The organism is Flavobacterium gelatinilyticum, from assembly GCF_027111295.1.
Taxonomy (GTDB): domain Bacteria; phylum Bacteroidota; class Bacteroidia; order Flavobacteriales; family Flavobacteriaceae; genus Flavobacterium; species Flavobacterium gelatinilyticum.
Map to the genome: position 1 here is coordinate 4,477,990 of NZ_CP114287.1, position 14,520 is coordinate 4,492,509.

Genomic DNA, 14,520 nt, shown 5'->3' on the forward strand with positions numbered 1-14,520 from the left:
ACAGCTTTTATTTGTTTTAGGCTCTGGTTATCAGTGTTTTTAAGAAACAATGTTTCTTATGTCACTAAGCCCGAAAACTGTTTTTTGTTGATTATTTTAAAGTGGCGATTTTATCTTTAATAACTTTTTTAAATGCTTTTATTTCTGCACTCTGGTCATCAGTGTCATTATTGTCAATGTAAATTTTAGTAACACTGATTCCCTGACGTAACTCAAAATAAACACCTCCCTGATCCTCATTGTCCGGAGTACCGTATGTTTTCGTTTTACCTTTTAATGCTGTAATTTCTGCAGGAATCGTTTTTAAGAATATAGTATATTCACTTCTTTTAGTTTTAACTGTGTTTTTATATTGAGCAAATTCATATTTATCAGTCTGAACATTCAGGAAAGTCAAAATGTTATAATCATTGATCTGGAAGAAATTGTTCTGAGCACCAAAACTTCCAATTACAATATTATCCGGACTTTCATTTGTTCTGTTAAAAAGAATCGTTTTGTTAGTTTTTGGAATCAGGATAAAATCTGAAGGATACGTAGGAGTCTGAACTAAAGTTTCGCCTGTCTGTGGTCCTTTTTCGAAGAAATTGATAATGATTTCGCAGTTGTTCTGTACAATTGTAGTCATTTTTATAGCATAACCGTTTGTAGGTTTAGCTCCTCCAAACAACGCAACCAAATTGTATTTCGTAAAATCGATAGTTGGATCACTTGCCACTGTACAGGTATTTTCGTGCTTTGTAAAATTACTTTCCAGTTTTTCCTTTGAATCTATCAAAATAAAAGCAGGATTATTAGGAAGGGTTTTAACACTGTAATTACACAAAAGAGGAATTCCCGTAAAAGGTAATTCTGCATTAGAGCCGCAGTCAACATTCGGTAAATCATCATTTCCAAGTGAGCACGCAGCAATTCCGAAAGCTACAAATAAGCTTAGCATTAATTTTTTCATGATTATTTTTTAATAGGTTTATATGATGAAGATGATACAGTTACAAAAAGGTTGCGTAAAACCACTGTTTATTTTTAAAATGTTTGTTTAATTTAGAACCCGCACTAATTCGTGATTTTTAGTTTTAGAATTAAAATCTACGTATTAATTGCGTATTTTTACTTAAAATAAACTTAGATATGACAGATTTTCTTCCGGTTTTACTGGCTTTTGTGGTCGCTTTACTAATAGGTATATATTTAGGGAAACTTTTGTTTTCGGCTAAATTTCAGTCAGAAAAAGTGGGGCTGGAGGAAAGGCTTCACGCCAGTACTAATCAGCTGCAGCAGCAAAAAGAACAGTTCGAAACAGAAAGGATGAATTTTCAGAAGCAGTTTCAGTTATCCAATTCCGAAAAAGAAGCGATTCGCACCGAAAAAGACAGTCTGGCCATTCAGCTGTCTAAAAAAGAAGTCGATTTTGAAAATCTTTGGGAACGTCATAAAGAACAGAAAAGCGAAATCAACGAACTTCAGGCAAAATTTACCAAAGAGTTTGAGAATCTGGCAAACAAAATCCTCGAAGAAAAATCGGCAAAATTTACCGAACAAAATACGGTGAATATGAAAAGTATTCTGTTACCGCTGCAGGATAAAATTCAGGGATTCGAGCAAAAGGTCGAGCAGACTCACAAAGAAAGTATCGATTATCACGCCGCACTCCGCCAGCAGATTATTGGTTTAAGTGAAATGAACGCTCAAATGAGTAAAGAAACCCTGAATCTGACCAAAGCCTTAAAAGGCGACAGCAAAATGCAGGGTAATTGGGGCGAACTTGTTCTGGAACGTGTGCTCGAAAAATCAGGCCTCGAAAAAGGACGTGAATATGAAGTGCAGCAGAGTTTTATAAATGCCGAAGGAAATCGTGTTTTTCCGGATGTTGTAATTAATCTGCCGGACGGTAAGAAAATGATTGTCGATTCTAAAGTTTCACTTGCTGCGTATGAAAAATGGGTAAACGAAGAGTCGGATTTATTAAAACCGGAATTTTTAAAAGAACATATTATTTCCATAAAAAGACATGTTGAGCAATTAGGAAGTAAAAATTACCACGATTTATACCAAATAGAAAGTCCGGATTTTGTATTGCTCTTTATCCCGATAGAGCCGGCTTTTGCCATCGCCTTAAACGAAGATCCGACTTTGTACAATAAAGCCTTTGACCGTAATATTGTAATCGTAACGCCAAGTACTTTACTGGCAACCCTGCGTACGATTGACAGTATGTGGACGAATCAAAAACAGCAGGAAAATGCTTTTGAAATTGCCCGTCAGGCCGGAGCACTTTACGATAAATTTGAAGGTTTTGTGGTCGATCTGGTACGAATTGGCAACAAAATAAAAGACACCAAGTCTGAGTACGAAAGTGCGATGAACAAACTCGTTGACGGAAAAGGAAACCTGATTTCGAGCGTAGAAAGATTAAAAAAAATGGGAGCGAAAGCAAAAAAATCACTTCCGGAAAGCATCATAACCAGAGCTTTAAATGCTGATGAAACCGAAACCGACTTATTGAACGAGAATATTACATAATCCAAAAACTAAATATAAAAACAAACAAAAACATGGCTGCAGATTTTAAACCCGTTTCATCATCAAAGATTAGCATTTCAGAGTTAATGCTTCCGTCGCATACCAACTTCAGTGGTAAAATTCACGGGGGATACATTTTGCAATTATTAGACCAGATTGCTTTTGCCTCGGCATCCAAATTCAGCGGTAATTATTGTGTAACTGCTTCTGTAGATACTGTGAATTTTCTTAAACCAATAGAAGTAGGTGAATTAGTAACCATGAAAGCCTCTGTAAATTATGTGGGAAGAAGTTCTATGATTGTAGGCATTCGTGTTGAAGCCGAAAATATCCAGACCGGAGAAATTAAACATTGTAATTCCTCTTATTTTACAATGGTTGCCAAAGACAAAGACGGAAAAAGCGTTCAGGTTCCGGGATTAATTTTATCGAACCTGGAAGAAGTCCGCCGATTTAGAAAAGCAATCAAACATATTGAAGTTAAGAAAGAAATTGAAGAACATGAAAAGGTAACGACCGTAAACTTCATTGAAGATTTGGCGAATTTTGATAAATATAATGTTCTTTTAGAAATCAGGTAATTTTCCTATCTTTAATCTAAATACATTAAAATTTAGAAAACATGGTAAAGTTTGGATATACGATTTTATACGTAGAAGACGTAGAAAAATCAATAGAGTTTTATGAAAATGCATTTGAATTCAAGAGGAAATTTATAAGTCCGGACAATGATTACGGAGAATTAAATACCGGGGAAACCACTATTTCGTTTGCATCTAAAAAACTGGCTTCGCAAAATTTAGAAGACGGTTTCCTGGAAAGCAGTTTAGAAGACAAACCCTTTGCAATAGAATTAGGGTTTATAACCGAAGATGTTGGACATTTGGTTCAGAAAGCGACTTCATTTGGAGCAGTTTTAGTTTCGGAACCCAAGAAAAAACCATGGGGACAAGTCGTGGCGTATGTCCGCGATCCCGAAGGTTTTTTATTAGAGATTTGCACACCGATTGAGCAATAAGATTTTGATATAATAATCGCAATTTTTAAAAATGTCCCGTAAGATTCCGAACATTGTTCAGTTTTACGGGATATTTTTTTGTAAGCAATTGAAATCCGTGATATTTTTATAATAATATGTATGATTTAATTTGTCCCGCCAGGGACTATACATTTCAAGTTTCAGGTTTCAGGTTTCAAGTTTCAGGTTTCAAGTTTCAAGTTTCAGGTTTCAGGTTTCAAGTTTCAAGTTTCAAGTTTCAGGTTTCAGGTTTCAAGTTTCAAGTTTCAAGTTTCAAGTTTCAAGTTTCAAGTTTCAAGTTTCAAGTTCAAGTTTCAAGTTCACATTTTCACATTTTACATTTTACATTTCACATTTCACCATATAAAAAACATTCACAAATATTTGGCAGAACTTCAAGAACTTTGCATGTATAAATTTCGTAACTTTAATTATAACCATTTAGGTTTCACGGAGTACTGCCATTTTGTTTTATAATCAATTTCTCTTCTACAAAAAACAGAATGACATAATTGTTTAAATGCTGACGATTATGAAAAGAACTACTTTACTTATTTTACTTTTTACCGCGTTTTCATTACTTGCCCAGAATAAATTTAAAACCAATTCGGCAATTGTAAATTTTGAAGCTTCTGTACCTTTTTTTGAAGAAGTAAAAGCGGTAAATAAACTCGGAATTATTATTCTCGAACCAGAATCCAGTACTTTGATCTGTACTGTTGTTATCAAAGATTTTCGTTTTAAAATGGATTTAATGCAGGAACATTTTAACGATAATTACATCGAAAGCCACCGTTATCCGAAAGCCGTTTTTAAAGGAAAAATCGAAAAATTCGATCTGAAACAAATAAACGAAACCGCTCAGGAATATGAAGTAAAAGGAAAACTCAACATTCACGGAAAAACAAAACTGGTTACTGTAAAAGCGATAATCAACAGAACACCCGAAGGAATCCATTTTTCGTCTAATTTTCCAATATCAGTTTCAGACTTTGATATCGAAATACCCTATGTTGTCGCGAATAAAATATCCAAAACAGTGCAGACTGACCTGACCGGAATTATGAAATAAATTTAATGAATACAGCTGCTTAACGCTTTTTCGAGATCAGTAAATTGAAATTCGAATCCGGTATTCTCAATTTTTTCTGATGAAACCCTCTGTCCTGTTAAAACTGCTGCGCTCATTTCGCCCAAAGCCATTTTAAGGACAAAAGCAGGAATATTGGGCAGCCAGATTGTGTAGCCGTACAATGATGCCAGTGTTTTAGAAAGACTCTTATTTGTAGTATTGTCGCTTACAGCTGCATTGTAAGGACCATGCAATTCATCTGTAACCGCTTTGCAGTAAATCTGGCATAAATCTTCAACATGAATCCACGGGATATATTGCTTTCCGTCTCCTAAAACCGCACCAAATCCCGATTTAAAGTTTGGTGCGACTTTTTTCATGAAGCCTTCGTCTTTTCCTAAAACAATTCCCGTTCTGATTTTTACGGTTCTGATTCCTAAATTTTCAAACTTATCAAGAGCCGCTTCCCAGATCTGGCAGGTAGTTCCTAAAAAGTCATTTTCGGGAGGTGTTGTTTCAGTGCAAATCCGGTCACTTGTAAAAGCACCGTAGATCCCAACAGCAGATGCCGAAATAAAAGCATTCAGCTTTTTATTGTTTTTTTCAAGAACCGAAAAAATAAGATCAATGGGTTTTACACGGCTTTCCAGAATTTCTTTTTTACGTTTTTCGGTCCATCTTTTTTCAACAATTCCTTCGCCCGCCAGATGAATGATGAAATCGGCATTTAAAACAGCATTTTTATCAATAAAATCTTTGTCCGGATTCCATTTATAATAAGTGATTTTATCTGTGTTTTCTTTATCCGAACGACTCAAAACAGATACAGAATAACCTCCTGCAATCAGGACCTTAGTCAGATGTTTTCCAATGAAGCCGCTGCCGCCCGTTAATAGAACATTTTGAGACATAATAGTTTATAATATATTTAACAGTATAGAATGTTTCCTTATTAGTAAAGGTAGTTAAACAATGTTTACCTTTATGGCAAATTCTAAATTTTAATAAAATGACGGCTAATAAAAAGGTAATTACCAAAGATGATATCGTTTCAAAATATATGGATGAGGTTTTGGAAAAAGGACAAAAACCAAAGTCGGTTTATCATTTTGCAAAAGAAAATGATTTTACCGAAGCTGAATTTTATGCTTTTTTTGGAACACTTGAAGGTTTAGAAAAAGAAATATTCCGATTGTTTTTTGAAAACACGGTTAATCTGCTTCATGCCAACGAAGATTATCAGGAATATGATATGAAAAACAAAATGCTGAGTTTTTATTTCACTTTCTTCGAAATCCTTACAGCCAACAGAAGTTATGTGCTGCAGTCGCTTAAAATCGACCGGAATCCGCTTAAAAATTTAGTACAGTTAACCACACTTCGTAACAGTTTTAAAGAATATGTTTCGGAAATCCTGACAGATGATTACAGACTGGAAGTAGAAAAATTACAAAAGTTTCAGGAAAAGACCATTCAGGAATCGGCCTGGCTGCAATTAATGCTTACAATTAAATTCTGGATGGAAGATGAATCCGCAGCATTTGAAAAAACCGATATTTTTATCGAAAAATCTGTTAATGCCTCATTTGAGCTGATGAATATCGCGCCCGTGAATCATCTAATAGATTTAGGAAAGTTTCTTTTTAAAGAAAAAATATACAGCAAATCATGAAAACAATCGATTATATTCCAACGTCAAAAATAGAAAGAGCCGGAAAACTGGTTCAGACCGGAGCTAAAATTGGAGTTAACTATGTAAAACATTACGCGGAAAAAATCGTTAATCCGGATTTGACCCGCGACAAACTAAACGAAAACAACGCAGAAGATATTTACGACGGACTAAAAAGCTTAAAAGGAAGTGCCCTGAAAGTAGCTCAAATGCTGAGTATGGACAAGAACTTTCTGCCTCAGGCGTATGTAGAGAAATTTTCATTATCGCAATTTTCTGTACCGCCGCTTTCTGCTCCGCTGGTTTTAAAAACCTTTAAAAATAATTTTGGAAAAACACCAACAGAAATTTTTGATGAATTTAATCCAAATTCGGTGAACGCTGCCAGTATTGGGCAGGTTCATGTGGCGAAGAAGAACGATAAAAAACTGGCCGTTAAAATTCAGTATCCCGGTGTTGCCAACAGTATTTCTTCGGATCTGGCTTTGGTAAAACCTATCGCAATTCGAATGTTTAATCTGCAGGGAAAAGATTCTGATAAATATTTTAAAGAGGTCGAAGATAAACTTATCGAAGAAACCAACTATCTGCTGGAATTAAAACAAAGTCAGGAAGTAGTTGAGGCCTGCAGTAAAATCGAAAATATCATTTTCCCAAATTACTATCCCGAATTTTCATCAGAGAAAATCATTACAATGGACTGGATGATGGGAATTCATCTTTCTGAATTTACAGCGAAAAACACAGATCGCGAAGCTGGAGATAAAATAGGGCAGGCGCTTTGGGATTTTTATATGTACCAGATTCATGTTTTAAGAAAAGTACATGCAGATCCGCATCCGGGAAATTTTCTGGTTGACGATCAGAATCAGTTAATAGCATTGGATTTTGGATGTATGAAACAAATTCCGGACGATTTCTATACTCCGTATTTTGAATTAATCAATAAAGATGTTATTACAGATTCTAAATTGTTTAACGAGAAATTATTCGAGTTAGAGATTTTACGAGCTGATGATACACCGGCAGAAATTGAATATTTCACCGCAATGTTCCATGATTTATTGTCGCTTTTCACCAAGCCGTTTCAGAACGAAGCTTTTGATTTTGCCAATGAAGAATTCTTCAACGCTATAGCCGATTTAGGAAAACGTTTCTCTGAAGATACGAACCTGAAAAAAATGAACGGAAACCGAGGTTCTAAGCATTTTATCTACATGAACCGTACTTTCTTTGGTTTGTACAATTTAATGTTTGATCTGAAAGCGAAGATTGTAGTTGATAATTATTTGAAATATTAGAGGATTATTTTTGTTGTTTCTTTTGTTTCAGGTTTAAAGTTTCAGGTTGTTTGGTTTTTGTGATGTATGGTTTAACCGCAAAGGCGCAAGGGTTTACGCAAGGAACGCTAAGGGATTTTTGTATTTTTACGCAAAGAGAAATCACGCAGGGGATTCTGCACTGGGAATAGCCAATTTTTGTAGAGTTTCTTGCGGAAATCCCTCATTGTGGGTATAACTTTGTCAAAGTTTGGAATTTTGGATTTAAAAAAATGGAATTTTACTTAACGATTCCTCGTTTATAAGTTTCAATTGCACGATCTCTGGCAAAGGCATGATCGACCATAGGTTCGTTGTAGCGCAAATCAAATTCCGGAATCCATTTGCGGATGTATTCGCCTTTTTCGTCAAATTTCTTTTGTTGGATTTCCGGATTAAAAACCCTGAAATATGGTGCAGCATCGCAGCCGGTTCCTGCTGCCCACTGCCAGTTTCCCACATTTGAAGCCAGTTCGAAATCTAATAGTTTTTCAGCAAAATAAGCTTCGCCCCACTGCCAGTTAATTAGTAAATGTTTGCATAAAAAGCTGGCGACAACCATACGAACTCGATTGTGCATATATCCGGTTTCGTTTAACTGACGCATTCCGGCATCGACCATAGGGTAGCCGGTTGTGCCGGAACACCACCGTTTAAAATCTTCTTCGTTATTACGCCATTGAATCCCGTCGTAATTGGATTTGAAATTATGATTGACGCAGTTGGGAAAACTAAACAGAATCTGAATAAAGAACTCTCTCCAGATTAATTCGCTTAAAAAGGTTTGGTTTTTTCGGTCTGCCCAATTTACCAATTTTCGAATACTTACAGTTCCAAATCGCAAATGAGGCGAAAGATACGAAGTGCTGTCGAGAGCCGGAAAATCCCTTGTTTCTTTATAATTGCCAATCTGTGTTAAATTGTGAGGAAGAACTTTTATGGAACTTCTTTCGAAACCAATGGATTCTAAATCCGGAAAAGCAAATGTATTTTTCGCGAAATTGTAATGATAAGGAGTTAAATCACTTTCAGGGGCAGCTCCTAAAAAATGATATTTTTCGAGCCATTTGTTTTTATAAGGTGTGTAAACGGTATAGGGACTTCCGTCGGCTTTTGTGATTTCTTTTTCTTCAAAAATCACGTGGTCTTTGTATGAAAAAGTTTCTATGCCGTTTTCTTTTAATAAAGCGGAAATCGCAGTATCACGCTTAATAGAAAAAGGTTCGTAATCTTTATTGAAGAAAATATTCTGAATTTCAAATTCTTCTATCAGCGATTTCCAGACGTCTTTTGTTTTTCCTTTTTTAATGAGGATTGAGGAGCCGATTTTGTTTAATTCGGAATTTATTTTTTGAAGTGAATCGTATATAAAAGTTACTCTGGCATCGTTTTTTGGAAGATGTTCTAAAATGTCATCATCGAAAATAAAAAGAGGCACAACAGGAAAATCCGATTGTAAAGCGTGGAATAATCCGGTGTTGTCTTCTAAGCGCAAATCGCGTCTGAACCAGAAAAGGGTAACTTTTTGTTTTGTCATTGTTGTTGGTTTTCTGCCATATGTTAAGGAATTATAAAAGATATTGGTTTCTCGCGCATAGCTATGTTTGTTATTGCGGATGAAATGCCTTTTTTCGGTCTGAAATTTCTATGTTCCTGTGTGTTTGAATTTTATTTTTTTGAATTAAATAGTTCTTCTATTTTATTATATCGGTAATCGAAAATGCTTTTCAGTTTGTTTTTTATTATTAGTCGGTTCATGAAACGTCCAAGGATTCCCAATGGCAAAGCATAATGAACAATGTCTGTCATTTTGGTGCCGCCGTCAGGTGTGGGTTCGAAAAAGTGTTTGTGATGCCACAACTTGTAAGGGCCAAAACGCTGAATGTCGATAAAGTACTCATTTTCTTTACAAGCCGTAATTTCGGTAACCCATGACACTTTGATTCCAAAAAGTGGTTTTAAAGTGTACGTAATAATCTGTCCCTGATACATGCGTTTATCATCGTAATCTTTAATTTCGAAATTCATGTTGTCAAGCGTGATCGTCTGGAGGTTTTTCGGACTCGAGAAAAAATCCCAGCAGTCTTCGATACTTGCATTTATAAGTTGTACGGTTGCTACTTTATATATTTTCATAATCAGAAATGGCTCTTAAAATACGTGAGCGTTAGGGATTGCAGTGGAGCTCTTTTTTTGGAAGGCTTTTGCCTGACGAAAAAAAGCGGGAACGAAAAGCCCGGTCCGCCATTGCGGAAAACGCCCAAATAAATGTTACATTCTATAATATTTAAATGGTACAAACAACATCCCGAAACATTCTCCTTTTTCTTTACCAAGGTGTTTATGGTGTATTTTATGCGCTTTTCTGAGCCCGATGAGGTATTTGTTTTTAGTGTTTTTAAACCATTTAAAACGCTGATGAATCAAAACATCGTGAATTAAAAAATAGCAGGCACCATAAAGTGTAACACCGCAGGCTATGAAAAACAAATAATTAAAGCCGCCCCGAACGCCAAAATAGAATAAGATAATACTCGGGATGGCAAAAATAACAAAGAAGATATCGTTGCGCTCAAAAGTATTCTCGTATTTAGGCTGATGGTGGTCGGCGTGGAAATACCACATAAAACCATGCATAACGTACTTATGTGTAAGCCACGTAACACATTCCATAAACAGAAAAACGCCTAAAAAGATTAAAAAGGAAATCATTTTATAAATGTTGAATTATTAAAAGTATCATTTTAATGGCTTTGAGTATAACTTTTTATGGTAAAATGTTGACTCAAATGGTTTTGATTTATTCGAAATTCACTACATAATTATGTTGGGGAATTTCTCGTGCGATTTCTCCTTTCGTCGAAATGATAAAACTTTGTATCAAAATTATACCAACTTCAATTTATACGTTACAAAAGATTGTGCTAAAAGCCCTGCTTTGGTATAATTGGAAACCCGGATTCTGGAATTGCCAATTTCGTAATACGGTGTTTTTTTTAGTTTTTTAAGAAGTTTTTTGTAATAAACATAAGCCGTGTAAACGCCAAATTTAGCTTCGATAGGCAGTTTTACGATTCCCTGATAGGCGATTCTAAAATCTTCTTCGATTTCTTTTATGATTTGCGTTTTCGAATCTTCGTTGAAATTATTGAGATTAACTCCCGGAAAATACGTTCGGTTTAAGATTAGGTTATCATCTTTTAAATCCCTTAAAAAATTTACTTTCTGAAAAGCCGAGCCCAAACGCATGGCCTCATTTTTAAGCTGTTCGTATTTATGTTCTTTTCCGGCAACGAAAACCTTCAGGCACATTAAACCCACAACATCGGCAGAGCCATAAATGTAATCGATGTATTCTGTTTGTGTTTGGTAATTCGATTTTATAAGGTCGAGTTTCATGCTTCGTAAAAAAGCCTGAACCATATCGTCTGTTATATTGTATTGTTTTACAGTGTGCTGGAACGAATTTAAAATAGGATTTAAGCTAATACCCAGTTCCATAGCTTTGTAATATTCTTTCTCGAAATCTTCGATAAGATATTCTTTTTCGTAATCGTGAAATGAATCTACAATTTCATCGGCAAAACGAACGAATCCGTAAATGCTGTAAATAGCATCTCGAATGCTTGGAGACAGCATTTTGACGGCAAGCGAAAAAGAAGAGCTGTAATTTTTAGTTACCAATTTGCTGCATTTGAAAGAAACGGCGTCGAATAGTGATTTCATTTTTTAAGATCTTAAAGATTTTTGAATTAATTCAGCTGCTAGTTTTCCTGAAATTAAGGCAGGCGGAACACCCGGGCCAGGAACGGTTAATTGTCCTGTGAAGTATAAATTCCTGACTTTTTTGCTTTTTAATTTGGGCCTTAAAAATGCGGTTTGCAATAATGTATTGGCCATTCCGTATGCATTTCCTTTGTAAGCGTTGTAATCTGTTACAAAGTCATTTTTGCAGAATGATTCCTTAAATATAATGTTATTTTTAATTTTTTGCTGTGTAAGTTGTTCAAAACGAGTGATTATTTTTTCGAAATAAGTTTCTCGTAATGCTTCGGTATCTTCAATTCCGGGTGCCAGCGGAATAAGGAAAAATCCCGATTCCATTCCGTCAGGCGCTGCGGTATGATCTGTTTTAGACGGGAAATTGGCGTAAAACAAAGGAGCTTCGGGCCATTTTGGATCATCATAAATATCTGCCGCATGCTGATTGAAATCAACATCAAAAAATAGAGCGTGATGCGAGATATTTTCTATTTTTTTATCAAAACCCACAAAAAAGAGGAGAGAGGAAGGCGCGAAAATCCGGCTCTGCCAGTATTTTTCAGAATACATTTGGTGTTCTTTGTCAAGAAGTGTTTCGGTATGCTCGTAATCAGCACCGCTTACTACGATGTCTGCTTTTATGATTTCGCCGTTAATTACAATTCCTGCTGCGGTTTTGTTTTCAACTATGATTTTTTCTGCCGGTGAATTGGTTTTGATTGTCACGCCCAGTTCCAAAGCTAATTTTTCCAGCGCTTTTACAACATCGTACATTCCGGTTTTTGGGTGCCAGGTTCCAAGGCCGAAATCGGCGTAATTCATAAAATTGTAAAAAGAGGGTGTTTTGTTTGGTTTTGCTCCAAGAAACAAAACAGGAAATTCCAAAATTTGGATTAATCTTTCGTTTTTGAATTTTTTACGAATATCTGCTGTCACATTACCAAAAAACTGATTGAGTTTTAAAGCAGTCTGCGGTGTAATGAGTTCAAGAGGCGAAACTCCTGGGCGATAAACCAAATCTTTTATGGCAATATCGTAATTGCTTTTTGCCTGACTTATAAAGTTTTCGAGTTTCTGGCCGCTTCCTTCTTCAATGGCTTCAAAAGCAGATTTGATATCTTCTAAATTATCGAAAATGCTGATAAAATCATTAATCCCGAAATAAACCCGATAGGCAGGATTAAGTTTGATAAGCTCATAATAATCAGAAGTTTTTTTGTTGAAGTCCTGAAAAAATCGTTCAAAAACATCGGGCATCCAATACCAGCTTGGTCCCATGTCAAAAGTAAAACCGTCTTTTTTAAACTGTCGTGCACGTCCGCCAATGGTTGGATTTTTTTCGTAAATAGTGACCTTGTTTCCCTGCTGAGCAAGGTAACATGAAGCAGCTAACGAAGAAAAGCCTGATCCTAATATTGCGATAGTTTTTGTCATTTGTTTAACAAATATAGCAAAAACTTTAAACAAAAAGATTAAATTCTTTCCATTGTTTCTTCCATCGAATCAAAAATGTGGATTCTTTCCGGCAGGACTTTTTTGTCGATATGTTCCACCATTTTACCCATAAGCCAGATTTCGTTGTTCTTATGCAGTAATTTCTGCCCCATAGAACGAACGTACTGGTTTATGACATTTCGGTCGGGCTGAATGGTCATGAAGGATACAAAAGTGATGTTTTCAAAATGTTTGGTCAAATCCTGCAGGTTTTCTATCGGCATGCTTTCGCCAAGATAAATAGTCTTGTAACCGCGGGATAAAATTTCGTATTGCAGATACAGCAATCCAATTTGGTGAATTTCGTTTAGCGGCAGCGAAAGCACAAAGATTCTGTCTGTATTGGTTGGTTTTTGAATCTGAAGACTTTCGGTATAAATCAGGATTTTTTGTTTTATTAAATGGCTCATGAAATGTTCATTGGCCGGCGTAATAGTTTCGGACTGCCATAACAATCCAAGTTCTTTTAATAATGGAAGAAAATGATCTTTGAAAACTTCTTTGAATGTTTTCTCAGAAATCAGCCAGTCAAAAGTGGTAAAAAACAATTCCTGATCAAAATTCATCATCGCCATTTTGAAAGAGGTGATGGCGTAGTTCTGAGAATTTTTCTTTGAGATAATTTCGCGAACCAGCTGCGGAATTTTTTCTTCAGGATAAGTTGCAATTTTAGAAATTTTATAACCGTATTCGTGTAATAATGTGATGTTTAAAAGTTTCTGTAAGTTTTGCAGGTTATAAAGTCTGATGTTGGTATCAGTACGCATAGGTTCCAGGATGTTGTATCTTTTTTCCCAAATACGGATGGTGTGCGCCTTTATTCCGGACAAATTCTCGAGATCTTTTATACTAAAAACAGTCTTAATGTTGTTTATCATTTTATACGATTTGGTGAACAAAAATAGAATAAAATCTGAAATAGAACCTTAAAACAACCTTAAAATGAAAGAATATTAGAGGTTTAGTTGCGAAAATCAGAAAAAAAGACCTGCAGAATTGCAGGTCGAAGGTTTAGTTGAAGTTTTGTTATTTACAAGTCGAAGCTTTATTTACTGCAGCACTCTTGCTTCCTAGTTCGATTGCTTTTGAGAAATCCAGACAGGCATTTTTTTTGTCTCCTATTTTGCTGTAAGCCAGTCCTCTTAAGTTGTAAGCGATGTAATCTCTCGGGTTTAAACCAAGGCATAATGTGCAGTCTTCGATGGTTTCTACGAAGTTTGATAAACTAAAATTGGCGTTGGCACGGCCTGTAAAGGCATCGGCATTCATGTCGTCGAGTTCGATGGTTTTGTTAAAATCGGCCAAAGCGCCTTTTAGGTCTTTTAGTTTGTATTTAGCGACGCCTCTGTTTTGATAGGCTTCGACCATTTTAGAATTTTTGCTGATGGCTTTTGTGTAATCAGCAATTGCGCCTTTGTAATTTCCGGCTGCCGCTTTATTAAAAGCTTTGTTAAAAAAAACTTCCGCGGATTGTGACCACGACGAAAAGCTTATCATAATAAATGATATTACTAGTAGGTTTTTCATAAGAACTAATTTGGGATTAGTGATTAATTGTTGCGCAGCGAATTTAGGAAAGTTTTATTTTTTGAATGAATTTTTGTGTGAAATTTTATTGAATAATTTTGAAGGGGATTCGATTTTTTAATCTTAATATTTT

Annotated in this window: 15 protein-coding genes; 6 read left to right on the forward strand and 9 right to left on the reverse strand. The window is 35.5% G+C overall.

The window, feature by feature from the left end; genetic code table 11:
* Positions 1 to 91: 91 nt before the first annotated feature.
* On the reverse strand, positions 92 to 952 hold the full coding sequence (locus OZP11_RS19265; protein ID WP_281232132.1) for a protease complex subunit PrcB family protein: 861 nt from the start codon (positions 950 to 952) through the stop codon (positions 92 to 94).
* A 179-nt stretch (positions 953 to 1,131) separates the two neighbouring features.
* On the opposite strand from OZP11_RS19265, the gene OZP11_RS19270 reads away from it, so the two are divergent.
* The 4 genes from OZP11_RS19270 to OZP11_RS19285 all read left to right on the forward strand — a co-directional run bounded on the left by OZP11_RS19270 (position 1,132) and on the right by OZP11_RS19285 (position 4,613).
* The gene (locus OZP11_RS19270; protein ID WP_281232133.1) at positions 1,132 to 2,523 is read left to right on the forward strand and encodes a DNA recombination protein RmuC; all 1,392 of its coding nucleotides are present in this window, start codon (positions 1,132 to 1,134) and stop codon (positions 2,521 to 2,523) included.
* Positions 2,524 to 2,555: 32 nt separating this feature from the next.
* On the forward strand, positions 2,556 to 3,104 hold the full coding sequence (locus tag OZP11_RS19275) for an acyl-CoA thioesterase (protein ID WP_281232134.1): 549 nt from the start codon (positions 2,556 to 2,558) through the stop codon (positions 3,102 to 3,104).
* 41 nt (positions 3,105 to 3,145) lie between these two features.
* The gene (locus OZP11_RS19280) at positions 3,146 to 3,541 is read left to right on the forward strand and encodes a VOC family protein (protein ID WP_281232135.1); all 396 of its coding nucleotides are present in this window, start codon (positions 3,146 to 3,148) and stop codon (positions 3,539 to 3,541) included.
* A 532-nt stretch (positions 3,542 to 4,073) separates the two neighbouring features.
* The gene (locus tag OZP11_RS19285; RefSeq protein WP_281232136.1) at positions 4,074 to 4,613 is read left to right on the forward strand and encodes a YceI family protein; all 540 of its coding nucleotides are present in this window, start codon (positions 4,074 to 4,076) and stop codon (positions 4,611 to 4,613) included.
* Between the two features lie 2 nt (positions 4,614 to 4,615).
* Here the strand turns inward: OZP11_RS19285 and OZP11_RS19290 are convergent, their stop codons facing one another.
* Positions 4,616 to 5,524: a TIGR01777 family oxidoreductase gene (locus OZP11_RS19290; protein WP_281232137.1), complete on the reverse strand. Its 909-nt coding sequence runs from the start codon at positions 5,522 to 5,524 to the stop codon at positions 4,616 to 4,618.
* A 98-nt stretch (positions 5,525 to 5,622) separates the two neighbouring features.
* Here OZP11_RS19290 and OZP11_RS19295 point away from each other — a divergent pair, with 98 nt between their 5' ends.
* Complete coding sequence (locus OZP11_RS19295) at positions 5,623 to 6,285, forward strand: TetR family transcriptional regulator C-terminal domain-containing protein (protein WP_281232138.1); 663 nt, start codon at positions 5,623 to 5,625, stop codon at positions 6,283 to 6,285.
* Positions 6,282 to 7,586: an ABC1 kinase family protein gene (locus tag OZP11_RS19300; protein WP_281232139.1), complete on the forward strand. Its 1,305-nt coding sequence runs from the start codon at positions 6,282 to 6,284 to the stop codon at positions 7,584 to 7,586. Before OZP11_RS19295 ends, OZP11_RS19300 begins: the two co-directional genes overlap by 4 nt.
* A 259-nt stretch (positions 7,587 to 7,845) precedes the next feature.
* Here the strand turns inward: OZP11_RS19300 and OZP11_RS19305 are convergent, their stop codons facing one another.
* The 7 genes from OZP11_RS19305 to OZP11_RS19335 all read right to left on the reverse strand — a co-directional run bounded on the left by OZP11_RS19305 (position 7,846) and on the right by OZP11_RS19335 (position 14,387).
* The gene (locus tag OZP11_RS19305) at positions 7,846 to 9,141 is read right to left on the reverse strand and encodes a cryptochrome/photolyase family protein (protein ID WP_281232140.1); all 1,296 of its coding nucleotides are present in this window, start codon (positions 9,139 to 9,141) and stop codon (positions 7,846 to 7,848) included.
* 131 nt (positions 9,142 to 9,272) lie between these two features.
* Positions 9,273 to 9,740, reverse strand: a complete 468-nt coding sequence (locus OZP11_RS19310) for an SRPBCC family protein (RefSeq protein WP_281232141.1) — start codon at positions 9,738 to 9,740, stop codon at positions 9,273 to 9,275.
* Positions 9,741 to 9,875: 135 nt separating this feature from the next.
* On the reverse strand, positions 9,876 to 10,316 hold the full coding sequence (locus OZP11_RS19315) for a sterol desaturase family protein (RefSeq protein WP_281232142.1): 441 nt from the start codon (positions 10,314 to 10,316) through the stop codon (positions 9,876 to 9,878).
* Positions 10,317 to 10,490: 174 nt separating this feature from the next.
* The gene (locus tag OZP11_RS19320) at positions 10,491 to 11,330 is read right to left on the reverse strand and encodes a phytoene/squalene synthase family protein (RefSeq protein ID WP_281232143.1); all 840 of its coding nucleotides are present in this window, start codon (positions 11,328 to 11,330) and stop codon (positions 10,491 to 10,493) included.
* Positions 11,331 to 11,333: 3 nt separating this feature from the next.
* Positions 11,334 to 12,800 carry a phytoene desaturase family protein gene (locus OZP11_RS19325; protein WP_281232144.1) on the reverse strand — a complete coding sequence of 489 codons (1,467 nt, stop codon included), beginning with the start codon at positions 12,798 to 12,800 and terminating at the stop codon, positions 11,334 to 11,336.
* Between the two features lie 38 nt (positions 12,801 to 12,838).
* Positions 12,839 to 13,738: a MerR family transcriptional regulator gene (locus OZP11_RS19330; RefSeq protein WP_281232145.1), complete on the reverse strand. Its 900-nt coding sequence runs from the start codon at positions 13,736 to 13,738 to the stop codon at positions 12,839 to 12,841.
* 148 nt (positions 13,739 to 13,886) lie between these two features.
* On the reverse strand, positions 13,887 to 14,387 hold the full coding sequence (locus OZP11_RS19335; protein ID WP_281232146.1) for a tetratricopeptide repeat protein: 501 nt from the start codon (positions 14,385 to 14,387) through the stop codon (positions 13,887 to 13,889).
* Positions 14,388 to 14,520: the final 133 nt, after the last annotated feature.